Source organism: Microcystis aeruginosa NIES-843 (assembly GCF_000010625.1).
Taxonomy (GTDB): Bacteria; Cyanobacteriota; Cyanobacteriia; order Cyanobacteriales; family Microcystaceae; genus Microcystis; species Microcystis aeruginosa.
The window spans coordinates 176,020-197,009 of sequence record NC_010296.1 but is presented as its reverse complement, the minus strand read 5'-3'; the positions used below and the strand labels follow the sequence as shown (position 1 = coordinate 197,009).

Annotated in this window: 17 protein-coding genes and 2 pseudogenes; 13 read left to right on the top strand and 6 right to left on the bottom strand. The window is 45.0% G+C overall.

Annotation, left to right across the window (positions count from 1 at the left end; genetic code table 11):
- Positions 1-125: 125 nt before the first annotated feature.
- A complete protein-coding gene (locus MAE_RS01040; protein ID WP_012263940.1) occupies positions 126-1,307 on the bottom strand; it encodes an RNA-guided endonuclease InsQ/TnpB family protein in 1,182 nt (393 codons plus the stop codon).
- 354 nt (positions 1,308-1,661) lie between these two features.
- On the opposite strand from MAE_RS01040, the pseudogene MAE_RS01035 reads away from it, so the two are divergent.
- From MAE_RS01035 to MAE_RS01020, 3 genes and pseudogenes are all read left to right on the top strand, one after another.
- Positions 1,662-2,598 (top strand): annotated as a pseudogene (locus MAE_RS01035) (IS110-like element ISMae40 family transposase).
- Positions 2,599-2,794: 196 nt separating this feature from the next.
- The gene (tnpA, locus tag MAE_RS36285; RefSeq protein WP_012263938.1) at positions 2,795-3,214 is read left to right on the top strand and encodes an IS200/IS605 family transposase; all 420 of its coding nucleotides are present in this window, start codon (positions 2,795-2,797) and stop codon (positions 3,212-3,214) included.
- Positions 3,215-4,042: 828 nt separating this feature from the next.
- Positions 4,043-4,504 carry a hypothetical protein gene (locus MAE_RS01020; RefSeq protein ID WP_002780536.1) on the top strand — a complete coding sequence of 154 codons (462 nt, stop codon included), beginning with the start codon at positions 4,043-4,045 and terminating at the stop codon, positions 4,502-4,504.
- 152 nt (positions 4,505-4,656) lie between these two features.
- Here the strand turns inward: MAE_RS01020 and MAE_RS33070 are convergent, their stop codons facing one another.
- Positions 4,657-4,860, bottom strand: a complete 204-nt coding sequence (locus tag MAE_RS33070) for a hypothetical protein (RefSeq protein WP_012263934.1) — start codon at positions 4,858-4,860, stop codon at positions 4,657-4,659.
- Between the two features lie 49 nt (positions 4,861-4,909).
- Here MAE_RS33070 and MAE_RS01015 point away from each other — a divergent pair, with 49 nt between their 5' ends.
- The 3 genes from MAE_RS01015 to MAE_RS01005 all read left to right on the top strand — a co-directional run bounded on the left by MAE_RS01015 (position 4,910) and on the right by MAE_RS01005 (position 9,408).
- Positions 4,910-6,655: a solute carrier family 26 protein gene (locus tag MAE_RS01015; protein ID WP_012263933.1), complete on the top strand. Its 1,746-nt coding sequence runs from the start codon at positions 4,910-4,912 to the stop codon at positions 6,653-6,655.
- A gap of 544 nt (positions 6,656-7,199) precedes the next feature.
- A complete protein-coding gene (locus tag MAE_RS01010; RefSeq protein ID WP_002760397.1) occupies positions 7,200-8,594 on the top strand; it encodes a DUF2252 domain-containing protein in 1,395 nt (464 codons plus the stop codon).
- Between the two features lie 430 nt (positions 8,595-9,024).
- Positions 9,025-9,408, top strand: coding sequence for a DUF4346 domain-containing protein (locus MAE_RS01005; RefSeq protein WP_002747361.1), 384 nt, complete (start codon positions 9,025-9,027; stop codon positions 9,406-9,408).
- Between the two features lie 228 nt (positions 9,409-9,636).
- Here the strand turns inward: MAE_RS01005 and MAE_RS01000 are convergent, their stop codons facing one another.
- The 3 genes from MAE_RS01000 to MAE_RS00990 form a co-directional block, all read right to left on the bottom strand.
- The gene (locus MAE_RS01000) at positions 9,637-10,500 is read right to left on the bottom strand and encodes a branched-chain amino acid ABC transporter permease (RefSeq protein ID WP_012263931.1); all 864 of its coding nucleotides are present in this window, start codon (positions 10,498-10,500) and stop codon (positions 9,637-9,639) included.
- A 207-nt stretch (positions 10,501-10,707) separates the two neighbouring features.
- On the bottom strand, positions 10,708-12,426 hold the full coding sequence (locus tag MAE_RS00995) for a methyltransferase domain-containing protein (protein ID WP_012263930.1): 1,719 nt from the start codon (positions 12,424-12,426) through the stop codon (positions 10,708-10,710).
- Positions 12,427-12,487: 61 nt separating this feature from the next.
- Positions 12,488-12,877, bottom strand: coding sequence for an STAS/SEC14 domain-containing protein (locus tag MAE_RS00990; RefSeq protein ID WP_012263929.1), 390 nt, complete (start codon positions 12,875-12,877; stop codon positions 12,488-12,490).
- A 184-nt stretch (positions 12,878-13,061) separates the two neighbouring features.
- Between MAE_RS00990 and MAE_RS00980 the strand changes: the two genes are divergently transcribed.
- Positions 13,062-13,571: a pentapeptide repeat-containing protein gene (locus tag MAE_RS00980; RefSeq protein ID WP_041803611.1), complete on the top strand. Its 510-nt coding sequence runs from the start codon at positions 13,062-13,064 to the stop codon at positions 13,569-13,571.
- Entirely contained in the window at positions 13,568-14,695 is a 1,128-nt protein-coding gene (locus MAE_RS00975) for a 5-(carboxyamino)imidazole ribonucleotide synthase (RefSeq protein WP_012263927.1), read from the top strand. The genes MAE_RS00980 and MAE_RS00975 overlap by 4 nt, the downstream gene beginning before the upstream one ends.
- Before the next feature lie 290 nt (positions 14,696-14,985).
- Here the strand turns inward: MAE_RS00975 and MAE_RS00970 are convergent, their stop codons facing one another.
- Entirely contained in the window at positions 14,986-15,924 is a 939-nt protein-coding gene (locus MAE_RS00970; RefSeq protein WP_012263926.1) for an SGNH/GDSL hydrolase family protein, read from the bottom strand.
- Between the two features lie 82 nt (positions 15,925-16,006).
- On the opposite strand from MAE_RS00970, the gene MAE_RS35545 reads away from it, so the two are divergent.
- From MAE_RS35545 to MAE_RS00945, 5 genes and pseudogenes are all read left to right on the top strand, one after another.
- A complete protein-coding gene (locus MAE_RS35545; RefSeq protein ID WP_002736350.1) occupies positions 16,007-16,141 on the top strand; it encodes a hypothetical protein in 135 nt (44 codons plus the stop codon).
- A gap of 383 nt (positions 16,142-16,524) precedes the next feature.
- A complete protein-coding gene (locus MAE_RS00960; RefSeq protein ID WP_012263925.1) occupies positions 16,525-18,516 on the top strand; it encodes a DICT sensory domain-containing protein in 1,992 nt (663 codons plus the stop codon).
- A gap of 162 nt (positions 18,517-18,678) precedes the next feature.
- Positions 18,679-19,884 (top strand): argininosuccinate synthase, encoded by a 1,206-nt coding sequence (locus MAE_RS00955; RefSeq protein ID WP_002797600.1) that lies wholly within the window; start codon positions 18,679-18,681, stop codon positions 19,882-19,884.
- Between the two features lie 287 nt (positions 19,885-20,171).
- A pseudogene (locus tag MAE_RS00950) lies at positions 20,172-20,572 on the top strand (XisH family protein).
- Between the two features lie 2 nt (positions 20,573-20,574).
- Positions 20,575-20,916: a XisI protein gene (locus MAE_RS00945; RefSeq protein WP_002793145.1), complete on the top strand. Its 342-nt coding sequence runs from the start codon at positions 20,575-20,577 to the stop codon at positions 20,914-20,916.
- The last annotated feature ends 74 nt before the right edge of the window (positions 20,917-20,990 follow it).

Here is a 20,990-nt window from a genome sequence, read left to right as displayed (position 1 = left end):
AACCTTTAATTGGTAATATTTCCTCCTGCTAATTAATTTTAAGGCTATTTATCTCCTATCTTCTTTCTAAATTTTCTTGCCTAATTGACGCTCCCATCGCACTCAAGCGCTTCGGGATTCCCTGTTCATCCAGTTACCTGATCTACTAAGCTTTCACTTAATAGACAGTGGGTAGTCTGTCCGAGGGCTTGAATTTCTGTCCGCCCGACAGTATTTGCCCGTGCGAGAATGTTTATAGCGGCGTTTTCGTCTCTATCCAAGACACACCCACAAGAACAAACATGAGTTCTTACAGATAATGTTTTCTTGACAATATTACCACAACTAGAACATTGTTGGCTAGTATATTGTGGATTTACCGCTACCACAAACTTCCCGTGTATTTTCCCAAAGTAGTCTAACCAATCGGTGAACATTGACCAACTTGCATCTGAAATAGATTTAGCAAGCTTAGGATTTTTCACCATATTAGATACCTTCAAGTCCTCATAGACTACCAAATCGTTAGATTGGATTAACGCTTTTGCTGTCTTGACGGCAAAATCTTTACGCTGTCTAGAAACTTTTAGATGAAGGCGAGCTACTTTAGATTTCTGTTTTAATCTTTTTTGGCTTCCCTTTTTCTTTTTTGAGAGTTTACGTTGAGCCTTTTTTAGTCTTTTTTCCGACTTACGAAGAAACCGTGGGTTATCAATTTTATCCCCATTAGAGTCAGTTAAGAAATGGTTTAAACCTAAATCAATCCCTACTTCTTTTCCTGTAGAGTCAAAGGTTTCTACTCTCTCAATGTCTAAGACAAATTGACAATAAAAGCCATCGGCTCGTTTAATAAGCCTGACTCTTTTGATAGTAGATTTATCGAGAATCTCACGGTTAAAAGTACCGATTAGCTTTAATTTTCCTATCCCTGTTTTATCCGTGATGTGGATAAACTTTTTGTCTTCTGTTAGTTTCCAACCAGAAGTTTTGTACTCGACAGACCTTGAAAACTTTTTGAATTTGGGATAGCCTTTTTTTGCCAAACCCCTTTGACAATTGTCGTAGAAACGGGATATAGAAAACCAAGCTCTTTCGGCACTTGCTTGACGAGCCATAGAGTTGAGTTTACCAACAAAAGAAAATTCAGAACTGTTAGCTAATTCTGTAGTTAATTTACACAAAGTACCATAGTTAACCTGATCTTCTTTGGTAGAGTCCATCCAAAATCTTAGACATTTGTTCCGAATAAACTGTCCCACCCTGATAGCCTCTTGAATGGCTATTTTCTGGTGTGAATTGGTTTTTAACTTAAACTCTATGACTCGCATCGATTCGACCTCTCAATGTGTTAAGTAGGGAGGCACAATTATTTGTAGGATGGGTTAGCGGTAGCGTAACATGAGCAGGCGTTGGGTTTCATGCTTCAACCCAACCTTGTATCTTGAGAAGTAGGCAACCCGTCCCAACCTAGGTAAAAAATACCGCTTTGTAGCTTGGGTGCCTATATTCTGAAAAAGGGCGTGGACATCCAGTTCAACCGAGGTGCTTGACACCGTTGGGTAGCCACCGGAGCCACGCCGTCATCCCGATGAGACAAGCTCGAACAATCGCTGGAGGATTAACCTCGTATTCGCAAGGACGAGTTACCAAAGGGACAAAATAACTTAACCCCAGCATAAACGATGACAGAAGAAAAAACATGGGTAGGGATCGATGTCAGTAAAGAGGTTCTAGATATCTACGTGTTGCCGCAAGGTCTGACCTTGCAACAACCCAACAGCGACGTTGGCGTTCAATCGCTGATTGAACAATTACATCCTCTCTCACCGAGTTTGGTGGTGGTGGAATCGACGGGTGGATTAGAGCGCGCACTCGTATCGGGCTTACAAGCCGCCACAATACCGGTAGCGATCGCCAACCCCCGCAAGGTCAAAGGGTTTGCGACGGCATTGGGGAAAGCAAAAACGGACAAATTGGACGCACAGGTAATCGCTCAATTCGCACGAGCCGTGCAACCCCAACCCCAACCCGTGGTTGCCCCCCAAGCCCAACAATTGAGCGACCTAGTACGACGACGACAGCAGTTGGTGGAGATGCAGGTGGCGGAGAAAAACCGCCTCAGTCGTGCGTCTGAGACGGTGCAACTAGATATCAAAGCCCATATTGAGGAAATCCAACAGCGTATTGAAAGCCTCAACGAGCAGATTCAGTCCCTCGCCCAACAGCAAGCCGATTGGCAACGCAAAAATGAAATCTTACAATCCGTTAAAGGGATCGGCAAAGTTTCATCTGCCCTATGTTTGGCGGAATTACCCGAGATGGGAACACTCTGGCGAAAAACAGATTGCCCGGCTGGTCGGGGTCGCTCCTATCAACCACGATAGTGGCCAGCACAAGGGTAAACGCATGATTTCGGGGGGACGCACCTCGGTTCGCTGTGGCTTGTACATGGCCACATTGGTAGCCATTCGTCATAACCCGGTGATTCGGAAGTTCTACGAACGGTTGTTGACCAATGGCAAGTTGAAAAAGGTGGCCTTAGTTGCCTGTATGAGGAAATTGCTGGTTATCCTCAATGCCATGATTCGTGATAATAAATGCTGGCAAGCACCCGCTTAGTCCAGTTTTCCGAACAATTTCATCGCTGACAAAACGGATGACTGGTGCCGTTACTTTGTCTTGCCTATTTGGGGTACAAAAGATTTTCTTTATTCCCCTTGACTTTTAAGACAATCGCTACGTTCATCTTATATTTAATTCCACCCACCCACTTATATTATGAGTATAGTAATTCATTGTAAAAAGTGTCAATAGCATGAAGGCTAATTATTTTAAGACTCGTAGAGCTATCTTTAAACTCACCGTACATATAGTTCTTGTGACAAAATATCGCCGAAAGGTATTCCAGAAAAAGCATTTAGAGTTTTTGAGAATAGTTTTTCAAAACATAGCTGAGAAATGGAAGGCGAAGGTAATAGAGATTAACGGAGAATCAGACCATATCCATATCCTTCTGACTTACCCACCCCATAAGCTGTTAAGTAGTCTAATCGCTAACTTAAAATCAACTTCTTGCCAGCTGATGTGGGATAACTTTTCAGACCACTTGAAAGAGATATATGGTCAAGATAAGAGAATTTTGTGGACAGGGGCATATTTTGTGGCTAGTTGTGGCGGTGTCACAATAGACCAACTTAAGAAATATGTAGAGAATCAGGATTCCCCTGAATATTAGCTGTGCTTCGTCTCACTGAGCCTTTACATTGAGCCTTTACATTGAGCCTGTCGAAATGTGTCGAAATGTGTCGAAGTGCTGTTTTATCGAAAATTTGGGTTGAAAACCCCGTCCTTTTAGGACGGCTTTGTGTTAGGATTCTAGTGGTCTAAAAAACCCGCCCTATCATAGATACTCCTCCAATAAACATACTAGGTTGAAAGTCCTGCAACGGGTTGAGGATGAGTAAGGGGAAGCTGACGGCCGCTGGAAACCCCATGCTAGAGGCAAAACGTAACCTAGGTCGGTATGTACAAACCCAAAAAAGTATTGGTCGCCGGAGGACATACGTTCGACTTTAAATGGACGGGTCGGAAGGCATAAGACTACCGCTAAGGTAGCAGTATCCTGTGAAGCGTCAACCCCATTCAACGACCATCCTAAAAAGGTGGCGTGGTGAGGAATCACCGCTCGTTTACGGCGGTGAGGATGTCAAACTGGTCGGTTTTTCATCTCGTCGGTGAAACCGAGAGTTCCTTCAAACCGACATTTAAGGTAAATATTGAATCCTAGCTTTCTTGGGTATGTGAGCGGTTTGTGCTTGGTTCGGAGAGTAAAAACGAGGAGCAATTCTCTGAACATCTCACGGGTTGACGCACAAAAATTAACCCCAGAAGAAACAGGAGAACTCGCTCCACTGCGAGCGATAATGACCAAGTCCGGCCCCAAAAATTAGAATTAGTGAGAACTTTGGTCACGGAAAAAGTCAAGGCGGGACAATTAAGGCTTAATTATCTTTAATCGTCCCCGAAGAGCCAATTTTAGAAAAACTTAACGGGAAAAACTATCATGTTGACAAAAACTTTCAGCTTTCTCTGGGCTGGTTTAATCCTCGGACTGACCTCGATGGCCGTTGTCGCCAGTACCAAAGATCAGGCTACCGAACTTCCGAAAAACTGTCAGTACCTCAAGGAAGTAGCCACTAATCAGACCCATATCCGCAAACAGATCGATGCCATAGGAAAGAATAACTTTAACACCGATTTCGCCGTTCCCTCCGGGGTGAAATTCGCCTCTTTTAAAGGGGTAATGGTTCCCGAAAACGATGGCAAATACGGAGTGACGATCAATCTCAAATATCCCGATAATTCAGTCAATAGCGCCTTCCAGAAAAATGTCGAAATGAAACGGGGCGAAACCTATTCTTTACCCTTCCAATCACCCACGGGTAGACAGCCCTATCAGATTAATTTTAATATTAACGGCATGAATAATAACGCCTACACGATCGCGGTAATGGCCTGTAAATAGGGCTGGCTGAATAAATCTAAAAACCTTGTTGGGTAAGACTTTTAGACTTTTTGGAAACCAAAAAGTGCCAGATCCCGGAGTGATCGGGTGGAAAATTCCGGGACTTTTTCCCTGAAAATTAGGTAATTGACCCCCTCAAAATCGCTAAAACCCTACACCCTACACCCTACACCCCACACCCTGCCCCCAGGAAAAACTTTTTCAGCCAACCCTAAATAGCGATCGCTTTTATTGATAACCCTCTGGAGAGGCGAGGAAAAACGCGATCGCTCGCCGACAGGAAAGTTTTCCGCCAGGGCTAAAGGTCGAGGTCGCTTTTGAAGGGAAAGTCCCGCAAAAAAGACATTCCCACTCACGGATATTTAACGCTTTCTTGCCACCAATATTCCCACAACAGGAACTTCGATGACAGGAGAAGAGATGAGGATGCCTACTCGATTAAATTTTTCTAGGGAGCGGTTTTCTCTACCCGGGTTAAAGCGTCTGCGATCCTATCGCTCGGCCTGGTTGCGGGGAGATGTCATCGCGGGGATCACCGTGGCGGCCTATCTCGTTCCCCAATGTCTGGCCTATGCGGAACTGGCCGGAGTACAACCGATCGCCGGATTATGGGCGATCCTACCGCCGCTGCTCATCTATGCCCTGCTCGGTTCCTCACCACAACTCTCCGTCGGGCCAGAATCGACGACGGCAGTAATGACCGCCGCCGCTATCATGCCCCTCGTCGCCGGGGATAGTAGCAACTACGCCAGTCTGTGCAGTCTATTGGCCCTACTCGTGGGGAGCGTCTGCTGCGTCGCCGCTTTCGCCCGGTTGGGGTTTCTCGCCGATCTCCTCTCCAAACCGATCCTCGTCGGCTACATGGCCGGAGTAGCGGTGATCATGATCGTCGGTCAGTTGGGAAAAATTAGCGGGATGTCACTGAAAGCGGAATCGCTTTTCGGACAGATCGGGGAATTTTCGGGACATTTATCCGAGATTCACCCACCAACTCTGATTCTCGCCGCCGCTGTTCTAATTTTCCTGCTAGTGGTACAACGTCGCTTTCCCAATGCCCCCGGCCCTTTACTCGCGGTTCTACTGGCGACATCGGCAGTATATTTGTTCGATCTGAACGAGCGAGGCATCGCCGTGATCGGGGAAATTCCCGCCGGTTTACCGAGTTTGAAAGTACCGAGAGGTTTTTCTTCCCAGCAGCTCGTCTATTTACTCTCCTCGGCCATCGGTATCGCCCTCGTTGGCTATTCCGATAACGTCTTGACCGCCCGCGCCTTCGGGGCGAAAAACAACTATCGCATCGATGGCAATCAGGAATTACTCGCCCTGGGAGCGGTGAATATCGGTAACGGCATCATGCAAGGCTTTCCCGTCAGCAGTAGCGGCAGTCGCACGGCGATCGGCGATTCTCTGGGCAGTCGATCGCAACTGTTTTCCCTCGTGGCTTTTCTGATCGTGATTTTGGTACTCTTGTTCTTACGTCCGCTACTATCCCTGTTTCCGAAACCGGCCCTGGGGGCGATCGTGATTTACGCCGCGCTCCGTCTGATCGAGATATCGGAGTTCAACCGTCTGCGTTGTTTCAAAACCAGTGAGTTCCGATTGGCACTCGTCACCATGTTCGGTGTCCTGGCCACCGATATCCTCGTCGGGGTGGGCGTTGCCGTGGGGTTATCGGTGGTCGATCTGTTCACGCGGCTGATGCGACCACACGATGCGGTTTTGGGGGAAGTGCCGAATCTCGCGGGCCTGCACGACATCGAGGATTGGCAGGGCGCAACGACGATCCCCGGATTGGTTCTCTACCGTTACGACGCGCCCCTCTGTTTCGCCAACGCCGAGAATTTTCGGAAACGGGTAATAGCGGCGATCGAGGCGGAGAAAGTCCCCGTCGAGTGGTTCGTTCTCAACGCCGAAGCGATTCTAGATATCGATATTACGGCGGTCGATATGTTGAAAGAATTACATCGAGAATTAATCGGTAGTGGTATTACTTTTGCCATGGCGCGGGTGAAGCAAGATTTATATCAGCAATTAAAAAAAGGAGACCTATCCGAGACGATCTCGACCGAACGTATTTATCCAACCCTAGAGGAAGCGATCGAGGCGTTTCATCATCGTAACCCACCCCCATCATCCCCTGCTCAAGATTGACACTTTCATCGCTCATTTCTAGACAATCTAGGGGGAAATTCTCGGTTCACAGACCTAAACTAATACTACCAAATCATCACCCAAAAAAATAAACAGAAAACTTCTTACAGAAGTCGGGCAAGGGGGAAATTTTCACCTTTAACCTGAAATATACCCCCCTTTTCCCGACAAAAGAGCGAGATTTTAGCCCCTGGCTGAAGGCTGACCATTAGATAAAATTTTGTTACGAGCATTCCGCCAGCAATTTTTGAGCAAGATATAATCGAAATAGTAGGGCTGCCATTGGGCTAAAAGTTAAGCAAATTTAAGAGATAGCCATTCCAGAAAAAAATGTATCATCGATGATGTTGATCTTCCCCGGATAAGAGGCGAGTGAAGATTAATTGTTGAACCGAGCATCAGAAGCTATCTCTACAGGAGGAAATGTTAGAAAGTTATCCAAGAAGGGGAACCATCAGTCTTAACTTATCTATTTCCTATTGCTTGTATTCATTTAGTCATCTAACAGCAAGGGATGTAATCTCATTCAGGGGAAAAAGTCGCTATGAACCACCAAATAGAAACCCCGATCCGGTCACCCTCTCAAGCTCGATTCCGTTCACGGGAGGAACGCATCCAGATCGGTAAATCCCTCCGGGAGCGATTGCCGCGTTCTCGCCACGCTATCTGGCAACCCCCCGCAGCTGGTCGAGAGCCGATCGAGATCATCGAAGCATCAAATCGAGGGCGATTACAGGAATTGATTCCTATCCGCTACGGACGAATGTTGCGGAGTCCCTTTACCTTCCTGCGCGGTTCCGCTGCTTTGATGGCCTACGATCTGGCCACCACTCCCAAAACCGACATTATCGTGCAGGCCTGCGGGGATTGCCACCTCTTGAACTTCGGATTTTTTGCCACCCCCGAACGCAATTTAGTCTTCGATATTAACGATTTCGACGAAACCCTACCCGCACCTTGGGAATGGGATCTCAAGCGTCTAGTGGTCAGCTTTGTCATCGCCGGCAGGGATAGCGATCTATCCGATCGAGAATCGAAGGCGGCGGCGATCGATTGCGCTCGTTCCTATCGGGAACACCTGCGGGAATATTCTCGCCTCAGTCCGTTAGAGGTATGGTACACGCGCATAGGAGTAGAACAGGTGATCGAGATGGCTCCCGACGAAAAGACGCGGAAGATACGGGAACAGATGATGACAAAAGCCCGCGAGCGCATCATCGAACATCTCTACCCCAAGATCGTCACCCAAACCGCGGGACGCAATCGCTTTGTCGATCAGCCGCCCATTCTCTACCATGTCAACGAACCGGATTGGGAGACTCTCGTGCGTGAGGGTCTGGAAGACTATCGCCAATCCCTGCCGGAGGAACGCCGGGTCCTGTTTGATCGCTACCGGTTAGAGGACTTTGCCCTGAAAGTGGTAGGCATTGGCAGTGTCGGCACCAGATGTTATATCGCCCTATTTTTCTCGGAAGATAACCATCCCCTCATCCTACAAGTTAAGGAGGCTTGCCCTTCGGTTCTTGAACCCTATACCGCCAAGAGCCAGTATGAAAATCAGGGACAACGGGTGGTTACAGGCCAGAGATTGATGCAATCCTCTAGCGACATATTTTTAGGCTGGACCCAGGGAAGACGGGGCAATAACTTCTATTTACGGCAACTGCGGGATATGAAGTTTTCCCTGCCCATTGAGGGAGTGTCGGCCGCCCAACTGCAACGCTACGCCGAGTTCTGTGGCTGGACCTTAGCCCGCGCCCACGCTAAATCTGGAGATGCGGCCACCATTAGCGGTTATTTGGGGAAAGGAGATCAGTTCGATCTAGCGATGGGCGAATTTGCGATCGCTTATGCCGAGCAGACAGAACAAGATCACGCCGCTTTGGTGGAAGCGGTCAAAACAGGACGGGTTGAGGCTTTGGTAGAAGAAGATTTATAGCATTAAGCTATCAGCCTGTTATTTCTCGACCATACATTATGGGCGCGAGCTTTGCGCCCCCACATTGCAGCTGGTATGATACCAAATCCGTTTTTATACTAAATCCGGTTATTAAAGACTGATTATTTATTCCCCCTTTTGCCTCTTGCCTCTTGCCCTTTGCCTGTCCTGATATGTAGCCTATACTCAACGGATTTAGTATTAATAGTCCGATTAACTCTCAGGTTATGGATTGTTTCTCCCTCCTCCAACGCTCCCCACGCTCCTATACTTTTTAAACAGGATTTAGTATTATTGCTCAGTAGGTCAGATTTGCTCACAGAAAATACATACGGCCTATATCTACAAAATGCTCTAGAAAAAGGATGATGGTATGTGATATAATTTGCTCTTGCTTTCATCTACATATTTAAGTGATTTTGTCAAGAAAATGAGCGAATTAAAATCACAAATCACGGCTATTGATCATCAACTTTCCAAACGTCCGATCGCTCTCGATCCCGCAGGATATTTTATTATTTATCTAGACCGAGAAGCAGGGTTAATCTGTGCCAAACATTACAGCAATATTATCAATGAAAAAGGTTTAGCCGTCGATCCAGAAACGGGAAAAGTTATCGGTGTTAGGCAAAAACTTGATCGCAATCCTGAGACTATTTACACCGCCAGGACTGCCAAAGAATTAGCCGTCAAAGTGATCGAAGAAACCCAACCTTGTCCGATTACTATGTTCGATCATGCTGCTTATTTAGGTCGAGAATTCACCCGCGCTGAATACGCTTTAATCACCGGGGAAGAATATATTCAGGATTAAAGATTGGGCTTTTCAGTAATCAGTAAACAGTAATCAGTAAACAGTAATCAGTAAACAGTAAATATAGCAGTTTTCATCAGAATGAGGCATGGGCAAGGGGCTTAAGTCCTTTGTTGGCAAAACTTGTCGATACCTCAGTAACGTGAAAAGCGCTATAAATAACTTAAAACTTCAAACTTAAAACTTACATCTGATAACTGATAACTGATAACTGATAACTGATAACTGTTAAACCGTGCCTTTAAATAAACCTTGGGGACGGAATAATAACAGCAGGATCATAATTAATAAAGCCACGGCTAATTTATAATCAGAACCAATTAAGGGAACACTAATTTCTTGGGCAACACCAATAATTAAAGCCCCAGCAATCGCTCCGTAGGGATTACCAATACCACCTAAAATCACGGCGGCAAACATTGGTAAGATTAAAAACCAGCCCATATTGGGACGCACTCCCCCAGTAATTAACCCGAACATCGCTCCGGCTAAAGCAGTTAAAACTCCCGTAATTATCCATGTCCAGAAGACAACCCATTCGACGTTAATTCCGGTTACTCTAGCTAAATCGGTGCTGTCAGCTACGGCACGCATCGCCTTACCGATCTTAGTTTTTTGCAATAACAAATGGAGGGCAATAATAACTATAATTGCCAAACCAATAACTAACAAGCGATCGAAAGCTACTTTAATCCCAAAAATTTCTGTAGCGGTCATCACAGGCAGATCGTAGCGTTGATTACTACCGCCCCAGATCATTAAAATACCATTGCGAAGAAATAAAGCCAAACCGATCGAAATAATAATTAAAGTGGTAGAATCAGCCCGTCGATCGCGCATGGGTTTCCATAATAATCTCTCGGCAATGAGCATGGCAATAGCTGTCACTGCTGCCCCCACCAGCATCGCTAACCAGAGATTAATCCCTTGAGCATTTACCACCCAAGTTATGTAAGCACCCAAAGTCATAAAATCGCCGTGGGCAAAATTAGACAGACGCAAAATGCCACAGGTAAGGGTTAACCCAACAGCAGCCAGAGCAATAATACTGCCGACGGCTAAACCATTGAATAAAAGTTGCGGTGTATCCATCAAACCTCTTGTATAAATCAGAAATTGTCCTTAGAAATAGGAGTCAGGAGAGAGAAAATGAATTAACTTTTGTCTTTTACTTTATTTAGCTGAAAGCTGGGGGCCCGTGGCTTAAATATTTTTGTTTAGACCAAATTGCATGGCAGTATAAGCCTAGACAGCTATTATAAACTTTTTCAGCAGACCCTACCTATGAATGAAAGAAGATTAGTTAAGATTCTGACGTAACTCTGGAACCCGTTGCCATAATTCTTGGGTTAAACGGGGTAATTCGTCCCGCATCTGACAATACCAATCCCATCGCCGGCGGTAATGTTGAGCCAGTAAGCGATTTTGCTTGACCCATTGATAGGCATTGTTAGCCAGTTGTTGCCGAAAAGAAGGATTTTCAATTAATTGTCGTAATTGTGCAGAAAATTCAGTTAAAGAATTATAAATTAAACCCGTTTCACCGGATTGAATAGACGCTTCATACACCGTGGGACTAGCTAAAACGGTCACGCCATGACCCGCACATTCAATAAACTTTAAATCAGATTTCATACTATTAAAGGCTGTCGGATTGAGGGGCAACAAGGCAATATCACAGGTTCTTAATAGGGCTTGATAGCGCTCATAATCACAAAAGGGTTCAAAAACTTTATTGGTAATGGCTAATGCCTCAAAAAATTCTCGATCATGAATCACCTGAGCAGCGATTTGTTCTCCGTAGTCGGCTAAGACTTGATTGAGGGTGGGTAAAATAGCTTGCCAGTCTGCTTGACGATTTAAGGCTCCAAAAAAGAGCTTAACGGTATTATTTTGGCGATATTCCCTTGGGGGGGGGAGATAGGCCAATTGATTGGGAAAAACAGCCACATTGGGATTAATGGTGCGAAAAAATTCGGCTAATGGCTCTGTGGTGGTTTGAATACCATGACAAGCCCGATAGGTTAAAAATTGATTTTGTTCATGTTCTGGCCAACGATGGGGATCATCATCCATTTCGGCAATAATTAAATAATCTTTGGCTAAAAGGGCCTGAATTTTGGCAAGTTCATCCAGTTGTAAAGATCCCCGTTGCCAAATAAAGACTTTTCCCTCCTCCGGCCGGGCAATGCCCAAATCCGCCGATTTAACACTGGAAACGGTTCTTACACCAGGAATGGTGGCACTGAACTGATCCGGTTCTAAGACCCGGACGCGATCGCAGGCGAGGGGAGCCATAATCATCGTTTGAATCAGTAAAGGGCGAGGTGGTTGGGTAGATTTTAAGGCTCTGACTACATATTGAACGGCTCCTGTTTGAATTGCAAATTGTTCGGCATTAATGCCCAGGGATTGAAGGGTGGGAGCCAATAGTTTTTGAGCAGTTTGAAAATTCTCATTTTTCTGTCCTCGTGTCTGAATCTCATAAATTTGTAATCCTGCTTCAGCAAACCATTTTTTAATACTCAATAACGTAAAAAAACGCAAATGAGTGCGGTCTAATAACCCTTCATCTTCATATTCCCAGACTCCTCTTAACAGATTAATTAGAATACTCCAATGTTGAATATTGGGAATACAGGCTAGGACTTGGCCGGCGGGTTGAAGCCAAGTAATTTGCTGATTTAATACTCGCCAGGGGTCTTGTAAATGTTCTAAAACGTCACCATAAATCAAACAATCTACGCTATTGGGCAGAATGATAGTCCCTAAATCCAATGCTTCGACATTGCCGACAATGACTTGATCCAACCGAGTTTTCGCAATTTCGGCCGCTTGGGCATTCAGTTCTATGCCAATATAATTAGCATTTGGATTAATTTTCTTATAATATTGCCCCAATGCGCCCGTGCCGCAACCCACTTCCACAATCACTGAGGCATCCGGCGGTAATAAGCGCAATAGGTCAGGATTCACCCGGTCATAGTAGTCCAGATTGGTAAGGGAAGTGATCGGCATTTCTCTCTTCAACTCAGTTTATCAAAACAACAAAACAGGGACTTAGAGAATGTTTGAAAAGTCAGGAAACCACTAGGGGTAATGTAGAGTCGCCCAAGATCCATTGGGTCGCTACCTCAGTTTCCCCCCAAGGGAACTGCCTGACTTCAGCGGCGACAAAGTGGGAAGCCAGACTTTCAATCAGTTTAACCAGAGTGGAATCAGTCACCACGGCAACCTTACTGACGTACTTGTGATGGTCGCGTATCAGCCGGAAATGAGCAACCAAGGCACCAAAACTCTCCCAACCGGTGAACTTAGGGACTTCGATGATTACGCCAGCAAGACCACCAGTGGCTTCAATGTGGGGGTCCACTGCCTCCGCAATCTTGATAAAATCTTCCGCCGCCAGTGCAGATGTAGGTTGCATATAGAGAATGCTATGGGCGGCATCCAAATTATAATCTATCATAGTTTGCCTCTCCCAAATGGTGGAAGTCTAACTCTATGCTATCACGAATAGACGGTTTCACCTGGATCACTAGACGGGCTATAAGGGTTTGTGTGCCAGCAATTTCTGGCGGCTGGCGGAAAGCTGACGGCTGATGGCTTACTGCTATAAAATCAAGAATGCCCACCGATGGAATTTTCCGCCAATGAAGACTATCTTTCGATTAGCGATCGCTTTTTTTGCCTTACTATTTATCCTATCTCCTGTCAATGCCTTAGCTGCCAGTTCTGCTGCTGTCACAGGAGCCAATGCCAGTTATGAAAACCAGAATCTGACAGGAAAGGATTTTTCGGGACAAAATTTGCAATCTGCCCAATTTACTAACGTTAATCTGCAAGATTCTAACTTTAGTTCTGCCGATTTGCGCGGAGCAGTGTTTAACGGAGCCTCTATCATCGAAGGCAATTTTCATGGAGCGGACTTAACCAATGGGTTAGCCTATCTGAGTACCTTTAAAAATTCCGATTTAAGCGATGCCATTTTTGCCGAAGCAATTATGCTGCGTACCATTTTTGAGGGAGTCAATATCAACGGTGCTGATTTTAGTTTTGCCGTGCTTGACGCTCAACAAATCAAAAATCTCTGTGAAAGAGCCGAGGGTGTCAACTCAAAAACCGGCATCTCTACCCCGGAATCTTTAGGATGTGATCAATGATGCAAACAAGGGTTGGTGTTATTGGTGGTGGACAATTAGCATGGATGATGGCACAGGAAGCCAAGAAATTAGGCATTTCTCTAATTGTACAAACACCACACCCCGATGATCCCGCCGTTGCTTTAGCTGACGGGGTTGTCTTTGCGGAAATAGCTGACGTGGAAGGCACAAAAAAACTAGCTCAACATTGTGATCTGATCACTTTTGAAAATGAGTTTGTTAATTTAGATGCCCTAGAAGAATTAGCGGCCACAGGAGTGAAATTCTATCCTAGTTTGGCAAATCTGCGCCCCCTATTGGATAAATACGAGCAAAGATGTTATTTACGCTCCCTAGGGTTGCCTGTGCCTGATTTTTGGGCGATAGATAATTTATCCCCACTAGAAAATTATCCTTTTCCGCTAGTGCTGAAAGCGCGACGACAGGGTTATGATGGTCAAGGAACCTTTATTATCCGCACTCCTGAAGAATTAAACGCCAAAAAGCCGCAATTAGAGCGTCTTGACTTGATGTTAGAAGCTTATATTCCCTACGAGCGAGAATTAGCCATCGTTGCCGCTAGGGGATTAACCGGGGAAATCGTCACCTATCCCGTGGTGGAAACCTATCAAGAGGAGCAAGTCTGTCACTGGGTGATTGCTCCCGCCGCTCTTAACCAATCATTACAGGCTCAAACCGAATCTATCGCCCATCATCTGTTAAGTAGTTTGTCGGCGGTGGGTGTTTTCGGGATAGAGTTATTTGTCACTCCGCAGGGAGAGGTATTGATTAATGAAATCGCTCCCCGTACCCATAATTCGGGTCATTACAGCCTTTCTGCCTGTCTTACCTCCCAATTTGCCCTACAACTGCAAGCAGTGGCTAATTTGCCCCTCGGAGCCACGGACTTAAAATCTGCTGGGGCAGTCATGGTTAATTTATTGGGTTTTGAGGATAGTGACGGCGATTATGGCGAAAAAAGAGCAATTTTAGCGGCAATTCCAGACGCTCAGGTTTTTTGGTATGGTAAAAAATCCCGTCCCGGTCGAAAATTAGGCCATGTCACCCTCTTAAGGGATACAAGCGATCGCTCTGAGTTATTGGCCCTAGCAAAACAGATAGAAAAGCTTTGGTATGGTTGTTAGGGAAGTGGGGTGTATTTTCAGTAAACAGTAATCAGTGAACAGTAATCAGTAAACAGTGAACTGATTACTGATTACTGATAAAAATGTAAACTGAAAACTCACATCTGATCACTGATAAGTAACTGGTTATAATTAAATTTAAAATCGATTTTAGGTTCGATCCCCCCTGCCCCCCTTGATAAGGGGGGTGCCGATAGGCGGGGGGATCTGATAATTTTTAACGCCTACCTACTTAACTGATAACTGATTACTGATTACTGATAACTGATAACTGATTCAGTAAACCCTAATTAAAAGACATTTTTGATTGCCTCGGTCAGTTTTTGACTAATTAACTCGTTACCGTCTCCACTGAGATGAATATTATCGATATAGAGGGAATCGGGATTGGGATGGGCTTGAAAAATGGGCAGAAAATCTAGATAAAAAATCTGCTGGTTGCTGGTGAAATCCGCTAGTCTTTGACGGGCTTTTAATTCATAATCTCGCCCCTGTTTTTGAGCTTCGCGAATGAGGGGAGTAATAGCGATAATTAAACGGGCTTGATTAGCCTGAGCAAGGGCTTGAATTTGGGCAAGAGCGGTTAAATTATTGCCCACTCGATCGCCTCCTTCTTGCACCAGTGGCAAGGGAGGATAGCGCTTAAAATATCGATCGTACAACTCGATTAAAGCTAAAGCCGGCCGGCGAGCGGGATAATTAATTTCTCGTCCCACCACCGCCGAACTAGGAGCTAAAGCGAACAGATCATCGGTGTTCATTAATAACACAATCACCTGGGATTCAAAGGTGCCGAAACGTCGCAGATAGGCCGATTGATTGCGCGGTCCCCAAGAATTAGCCGAAGCATTGAGAACCTGCACTGAACCCGTCAGATTCTGGCCTAAATTTTTGGCGATTAAAGCAGCAATGGTCTCTTTTTGATCTGTCCACCAGGAGCCATTAGCGATCGAATCACCGATTAACATGATTCTCGTCGTCTCCGGGGGCCGTTGGGTTGTAATCGGCTCGCTCCGCATCGAATACTGATTAACGGCGATAAGATTAGAAAACCGGCGTATTTGTTGATTAGGAGCCAAAAGATAGCCAATTTCGGCATCAGCTTCGTAAATAAGCGGATTACCGAACCCGAAGACAATTCTTAAAATAGCCTCAAGGAAAAGGGCAAGGGCGAAAAGAACGCCTAGAATGATTAAAGACAGCCGAATGATACCAATTTCTAATAACACGGATAGATGAGAGTTCGCTAATTTATGATCCTAAAGTGTCTCATACTTTCTACATCCATCTCATGAAAAGGAGTTAAGGGCAATGTCAGACTTAAATCGTGGCATCATGAAATTCGAGGGGGCCGATAAACCGGCAGTAGTGGCGATATCGTCCATTATCGTTATCGGTAGTATTATTGCTCTGATCCTTTGGGCAATGAAAGTCGCCTACATCTAGTTAGGGTTTGCGGCAAAAAGTTTCTCGTGGGGGCAGGGTGTAGGGTGTAGGGTGTAGGGTGTAGGGTTTTACCCCTTTTCATCTGATAAATTACCTAATTTTCAGGGAAAAAGTCCCTAAAATTTCCCCCCGATCCCTCCAATGGCGGGTACTTTTTGGTTTCCCAAAAGTCTAAAAGTCTTACCCAACAAGGTTTAGATTTATTCAGCAACATCTAGTTAGCTAGAATAATTTCGCTCACTTTTGGCATCACTCGGTTTAAATTTCTTGCCGTCACAATCTCACCTCTTGTCCCCTTGAGCGTGTAGGATAGGGTCGAGGTAGAAATTGCCAGTTCCCTCTATTGCGCTTGCTAGTCACACCCGACTCGAGACAGATCATCGATGAGCAGATCAACTTCTGTTTTAACAGAACTGTTGCAGTTACTCCCCCAATGGCGATCGCAGATGTACTTCAAAGCATCCCTGACCGCGCTATCCCACGCCATGGAGGATCAGGTTTTAGCGGAAGACGATCAACCGTTAGTGATTGCCAGTTTTCAGCGTGAGCGCTTTTATCGTCAAGAGGCCCATCGCTATCGACGCATTGCCCACAAAAGCGGGCAAGTTTATGTTTTGTCGGCCCCAGAAACCGATTTTAAGCATAGTTCCGACATTTACGAGACGATCGCTTTTCAACCGGAGGACAGTTTAGCCCAAGAATGGCATCTAGTGGTTATCGGTGGCCATTATGCTAGTTGTTTAATCTGTCGGGAACGAACCCATCTGACAGCAGAGGGGGAAAATGGGGCAGCTATGGATAATAATCGCCGTTTTGAGGGGATTTGGACGAGTGATCGCCATGTGAGTCAACAGGCCGCGCAAATTCTTTTAAATCATATTCTCGATTATCGTCCCGAACTAGCGGAGAAAATTAGGCGCGCTCAAGAAGAATACCTGATCTGTGAACTGAAGGACAGGGATCATCAAGAGGAACCAAATCCCTTTGTCCAGCGATTGGTCACTTATTTGCAAGCGGGACAGTATAAACTGCTGAAAGCCAATCGTTCCTTGGCATCGAAAGAACACAAGGAAAGACTGATCAACTCGGTGACAGCCTCGATCCGTCGTTCCCTCGATCCGGAAGCTATCCTACAGGTGGCAGTGCAGAAATTGGGGCAGGGATTGGGAGTCTGTCGCTGCGTGGTCTATCGTTGTAAGGAAGCCGACATTAACGCCACCATCGAACACGAATTTTTAAACTCCGGCATTAGTTCCATCAAAGGACAAAAATGGCCTCTGAAAAATAATCCTCTTTTTCAGGAAGCGCTGGAATTGAGAGAATCCCTGAAAATTGAAGACGCTATTCACGATCCCCGTCTCCCCGGCGATTCCATTCAAAATCTGGTGCGGGAATGTTCCATCTATTCCTGGTTATTAGTACCGATTTTTTACCAAAGTCGTCTCTTGGGAATGTTGGAACTGCATCACTGTGGACCCTATACCACCACTTGGAAAAGCGAGGATGTCGCCCTGGTGGACGCGGTGGCCACTCAAATCGGAGTCGCCCTCATTCAAGCAGAAGCCTACGCTAATTTACAGGATTTAAATGAACAATTAGCCGCCCTCGATCGCACTCGTTCTAATTTAGTCGCCATTACCGGCCACGAATTACGCACCCCCCTGTCCACCATTCAAGTCTGTCTAGAAAGTTTGGCCTCGGAACCGGATATGCCGGCGGAAATACGCCAAATTATGCTTGATACTGCCCTGAAAGATGCGGAACGAATGCGTAAATTAATCCAAGATTTTTTAACTCTTTCCAGGTTAGAAAGTGGCCGGGTTAATTGGAATCCTGAAGCTTTATCCTTATCGGAATGTGTGGAATTAGCCATCAGTCATGTTCACGCCCGCAATCTCGACAACGAAAACCCAAAAATTAGCAATCTTGTCCCCCCTAATCTGCCCTTTGTTTTAGCCGATGGCGAGTGGTTAGTGGAATTACTCTCCAAACTTCTCGATAATGCCTGTAAGTTTACTGGACGGGAGGGAAATGTCTCGATCGAAGTCGCTTTGGGAAAGCCAAAAACTCTAGAAGTAACCATTTCTGACACCGGACGCGGGATCGAACCCAATCGTTTAGAACAGGTTTTTGATCGCTTTTACCAAGAGGAAGGGGCCCTGCGACGCAGTGCCGGGGGAACCGGTTTAGGACTGGCTATCTGTCGTCAGATCGTCAATGGTTGGGGCGGCGAAATTTGGGCAGAATCGAGGGGCAAAAATAACGGCAGTCAGTTTCATTTTACTATTCCAATATTTAAAGATAAAACTAACGATAATCCCAAAAATACCGCTCCGAAAAAATCCTCCCGTCGTCCTGCTAGTAAACGTAAATAGCGGCTGGTTGCCCGTTTAGTTTTGGCTCTTTGCTCGTGACTTCCTATTCCTTTTCTTCATCAAAAACTAAACAAAAAAGCATTAAAAAAGAAGCATCAAATCCCCAGGATATATAATAAACTTAAAAGAGTAATCAATTAGTCGTTTTTAGGTGAAAAAATTATGGGACGCGCCAAGAGAGTGGTTTTAGCTTATTCCGGAGGAGTCGATACTTCCGTCTGTATTCCCTATCTCAAACAGGAATGGGGAGTAGAAGAAGTGATTACCCTAGCCGCCGATTTAGGACAGGGAGACGAATTGGGACCAATTCAAGAAAAGGCTCTGCGCTGCGGAGCGATCGAATCCTTAGTCGTCAATGCCCAGGAAGAATTCGTCAAAGAATACGCTTTTCCCTCAATTCAAGCTAATGCCCTGTACGAAAATCGTTATCCCCTTTCTACCGCCCTGGCTCGTCCTTTAATCGCTAAATTATTAGTAGAGGCCGCCGAGAAATACGGGGCCGATGCCGTCTCTCACGGCTGCACCGGCAAAGGTAACGATCAGGTGCGTTTTGATGTGGGCATTATGGCCCTCAATCCTAGCTTAAAAGTTCTCGCTCCCGCCAGGGAATGGGGCATGAGCCGGGAAGAAACCATCGCCTACGGGGAAAAATTCGGGATTGAGTCTCCCGTGAAAAAATCCTCACCCTTTAGTATCGATCGTAACCTGTTGGGGCGCAGTATTGAAGCCGGTCCTTTGGAAGATCCGATGACGGAACCCCCGGAAGAAATCTATTTAATGACCAAAGCGATCGCCGATACTCCCAACGAGCCGGAATACGTCGATATTGGTTTTAATCAGGGGATTCCTGTCAGTTTAAACGGAGAAAATCTCGCTCCTGTCACGCTAATTAGTCAATTAAATGACCTAGTGGGTAAACACGGTGTTGGTCGGTTAGATATGATCGAAAACCGGGTAGTGGGAATTAAATCCCGAGAAATTTACGAGGCCCCGGCTTTATTAGTTTTAATTGATGCTCACCGAGACCTAGAAAGTTTGACTTTAACTGGAGATGTTACCCAATATAAACGGGGAATTGAAGATACCTACGGACAGTTAATTTATAAAGGATTGTGGTACAGTCCCTTAAAGGAAGCGATCGATGCTTTTATCCTCAAAACCCAAGAACAGGTAACGGGATCGGTGCGAGTCAAACTGTTTAAAGGTAACGCTAAAGTGGTCGGTCGTCAGTCAGTCAATTCTATCTATTCTCCCGATTTAGCTACCTACGGGGCCGAGGATCAATTTGATCATAAAGCTGCCGAAGGTTTCATCTATGTTTGGGGATTACCCAGCAAAGTTTGGGCTGAAAAAACTAGAGGGAAGTAATCAACAATTCTCCCCTAAGTAAGTGGGTTTTAATTCAGATCCTCCCAGCGATCAACACCCCCCTTATCAAGGGGGGAAGGGGGGATCAGCACCCCCCAAGGTAGGGTTAATTCATGAATTAACCCTACCTTAATAAGGGGGGATCAGCACCCTTATTAAGGGGGGAATCAACAAAAATTAAATTTCAACCAGACTCGATAACTGATTTAAATTTGATCACCGATTTTATCAGACTTAGGATTGTTAATAAAATTAAATATAACTAATGAAATTACTTTTTTAGAACCATGCCAGCAAAAGATATTTACCATGAAGCCGTGAAAAATGCCTTAATTAAAGACGGTTGGAGTATTTTAGCTGATCCTTATAAAATTAAATATAAAGATGTTGAATTTTTGCTGATTTAGCAGCAGAAAAACCTTTGGCTGCTGAAAGAAATGGACGTAAAATTGTTGTGGAAATCAAAAGCTTTTTAAGTCCCTCACCTATGAGAGATTTTGAAATAGCTTTAGGACAGTATATTTTATATCGAAATTTAATCAGTCTTACCGAACCAGAATATCAAATTTATCTAGCCATTAAAGACAGCATTTATGAAAATTTTTTCCAACGAGAATCAATTCAGGATATTCTGAAAATAAATCAATTACTTTTGCTGGTTGTTGAGATGGAAAAGGAGAAAATTTGACAATGGATAGACTAGAAAAATATCGCAATGCCATTAAAAAAGTATTAACAGAATATCACGAATGGGTTTCTGGTTCTGCTAATTTAGATCAAGAAAGTTGTCTGGTTTTTGATGAGATACATGATCAGTATTTTTGGCTTTTTATGGGTTGGGAAGGCAAGAAAAAAATCAGGAATATTCAAGTCCATATTAGGATTAAAAATGAGAAGATTTATATTGAGGAGGATTGGACTGAGGAAGGTATCGCTACGGAATTATTAAGGGAGGGTATTTCTAAAGAAGATATAGTTTTAGCTTTTTACGATCTGGAAACTCGTAAGTTAACAGGGTTTGCTGTGAGTTAAGTTATCGGTAAATCTTGCCTGGAAATCTGAGGTTGATAAAAGAAGCTTAAAGGAGCTATTTTGTTACTTTTGAA

Coding starts and splice junctions, on each gene's coding strand:
- MAE_RS01040 (WP_012263940.1), bottom strand. CDS start 1,307: ATGCGAGTCATAGAGTTTAAGTTAAAAACCAATTCACACCAGAAAATA.
- tnpA (WP_012263938.1), top strand. CDS start 2,795: ATGAAGGCTAATTATTTTAAGACTCGTAGAGCTATCTTTAAACTCACC.
- MAE_RS01020 (WP_002780536.1), top strand. CDS start 4,043: ATGTTGACAAAAACTTTCAGCTTTCTCTGGGCTGGTTTAATCCTCGGA.
- MAE_RS01015 (WP_012263933.1), top strand. CDS start 4,910: ATGACAGGAGAAGAGATGAGGATGCCTACTCGATTAAATTTTTCTAGG.
- MAE_RS01010 (WP_002760397.1), top strand. CDS start 7,200: ATGAACCACCAAATAGAAACCCCGATCCGGTCACCCTCTCAAGCTCGA.
- MAE_RS01005 (WP_002747361.1), top strand. CDS start 9,025: ATGAGCGAATTAAAATCACAAATCACGGCTATTGATCATCAACTTTCC.
- MAE_RS01000 (WP_012263931.1), bottom strand. CDS start 10,500: ATGGATACACCGCAACTTTTATTCAATGGTTTAGCCGTCGGCAGTATT.
- MAE_RS00995 (WP_012263930.1), bottom strand. CDS start 12,426: ATGCCGATCACTTCCCTTACCAATCTGGACTACTATGACCGGGTGAAT.
- MAE_RS00990 (WP_012263929.1), bottom strand. CDS start 12,877: ATGATAGATTATAATTTGGATGCCGCCCATAGCATTCTCTATATGCAA.
- MAE_RS00980 (WP_041803611.1), top strand. CDS start 13,062: ATGAAGACTATCTTTCGATTAGCGATCGCTTTTTTTGCCTTACTATTT.
- MAE_RS00975 (WP_012263927.1), top strand. CDS start 13,568: ATGATGCAAACAAGGGTTGGTGTTATTGGTGGTGGACAATTAGCATGG.
- MAE_RS35545 (WP_002736350.1), top strand. CDS start 16,007: ATGTCAGACTTAAATCGTGGCATCATGAAATTCGAGGGGGCCGATAAA.
- MAE_RS00960 (WP_012263925.1), top strand. CDS start 16,525: ATGAGCAGATCAACTTCTGTTTTAACAGAACTGTTGCAGTTACTCCCC.
- MAE_RS00955 (WP_002797600.1), top strand. CDS start 18,679: ATGGGACGCGCCAAGAGAGTGGTTTTAGCTTATTCCGGAGGAGTCGAT.
- MAE_RS00945 (WP_002793145.1), top strand. CDS start 20,575: ATGGATAGACTAGAAAAATATCGCAATGCCATTAAAAAAGTATTAACA.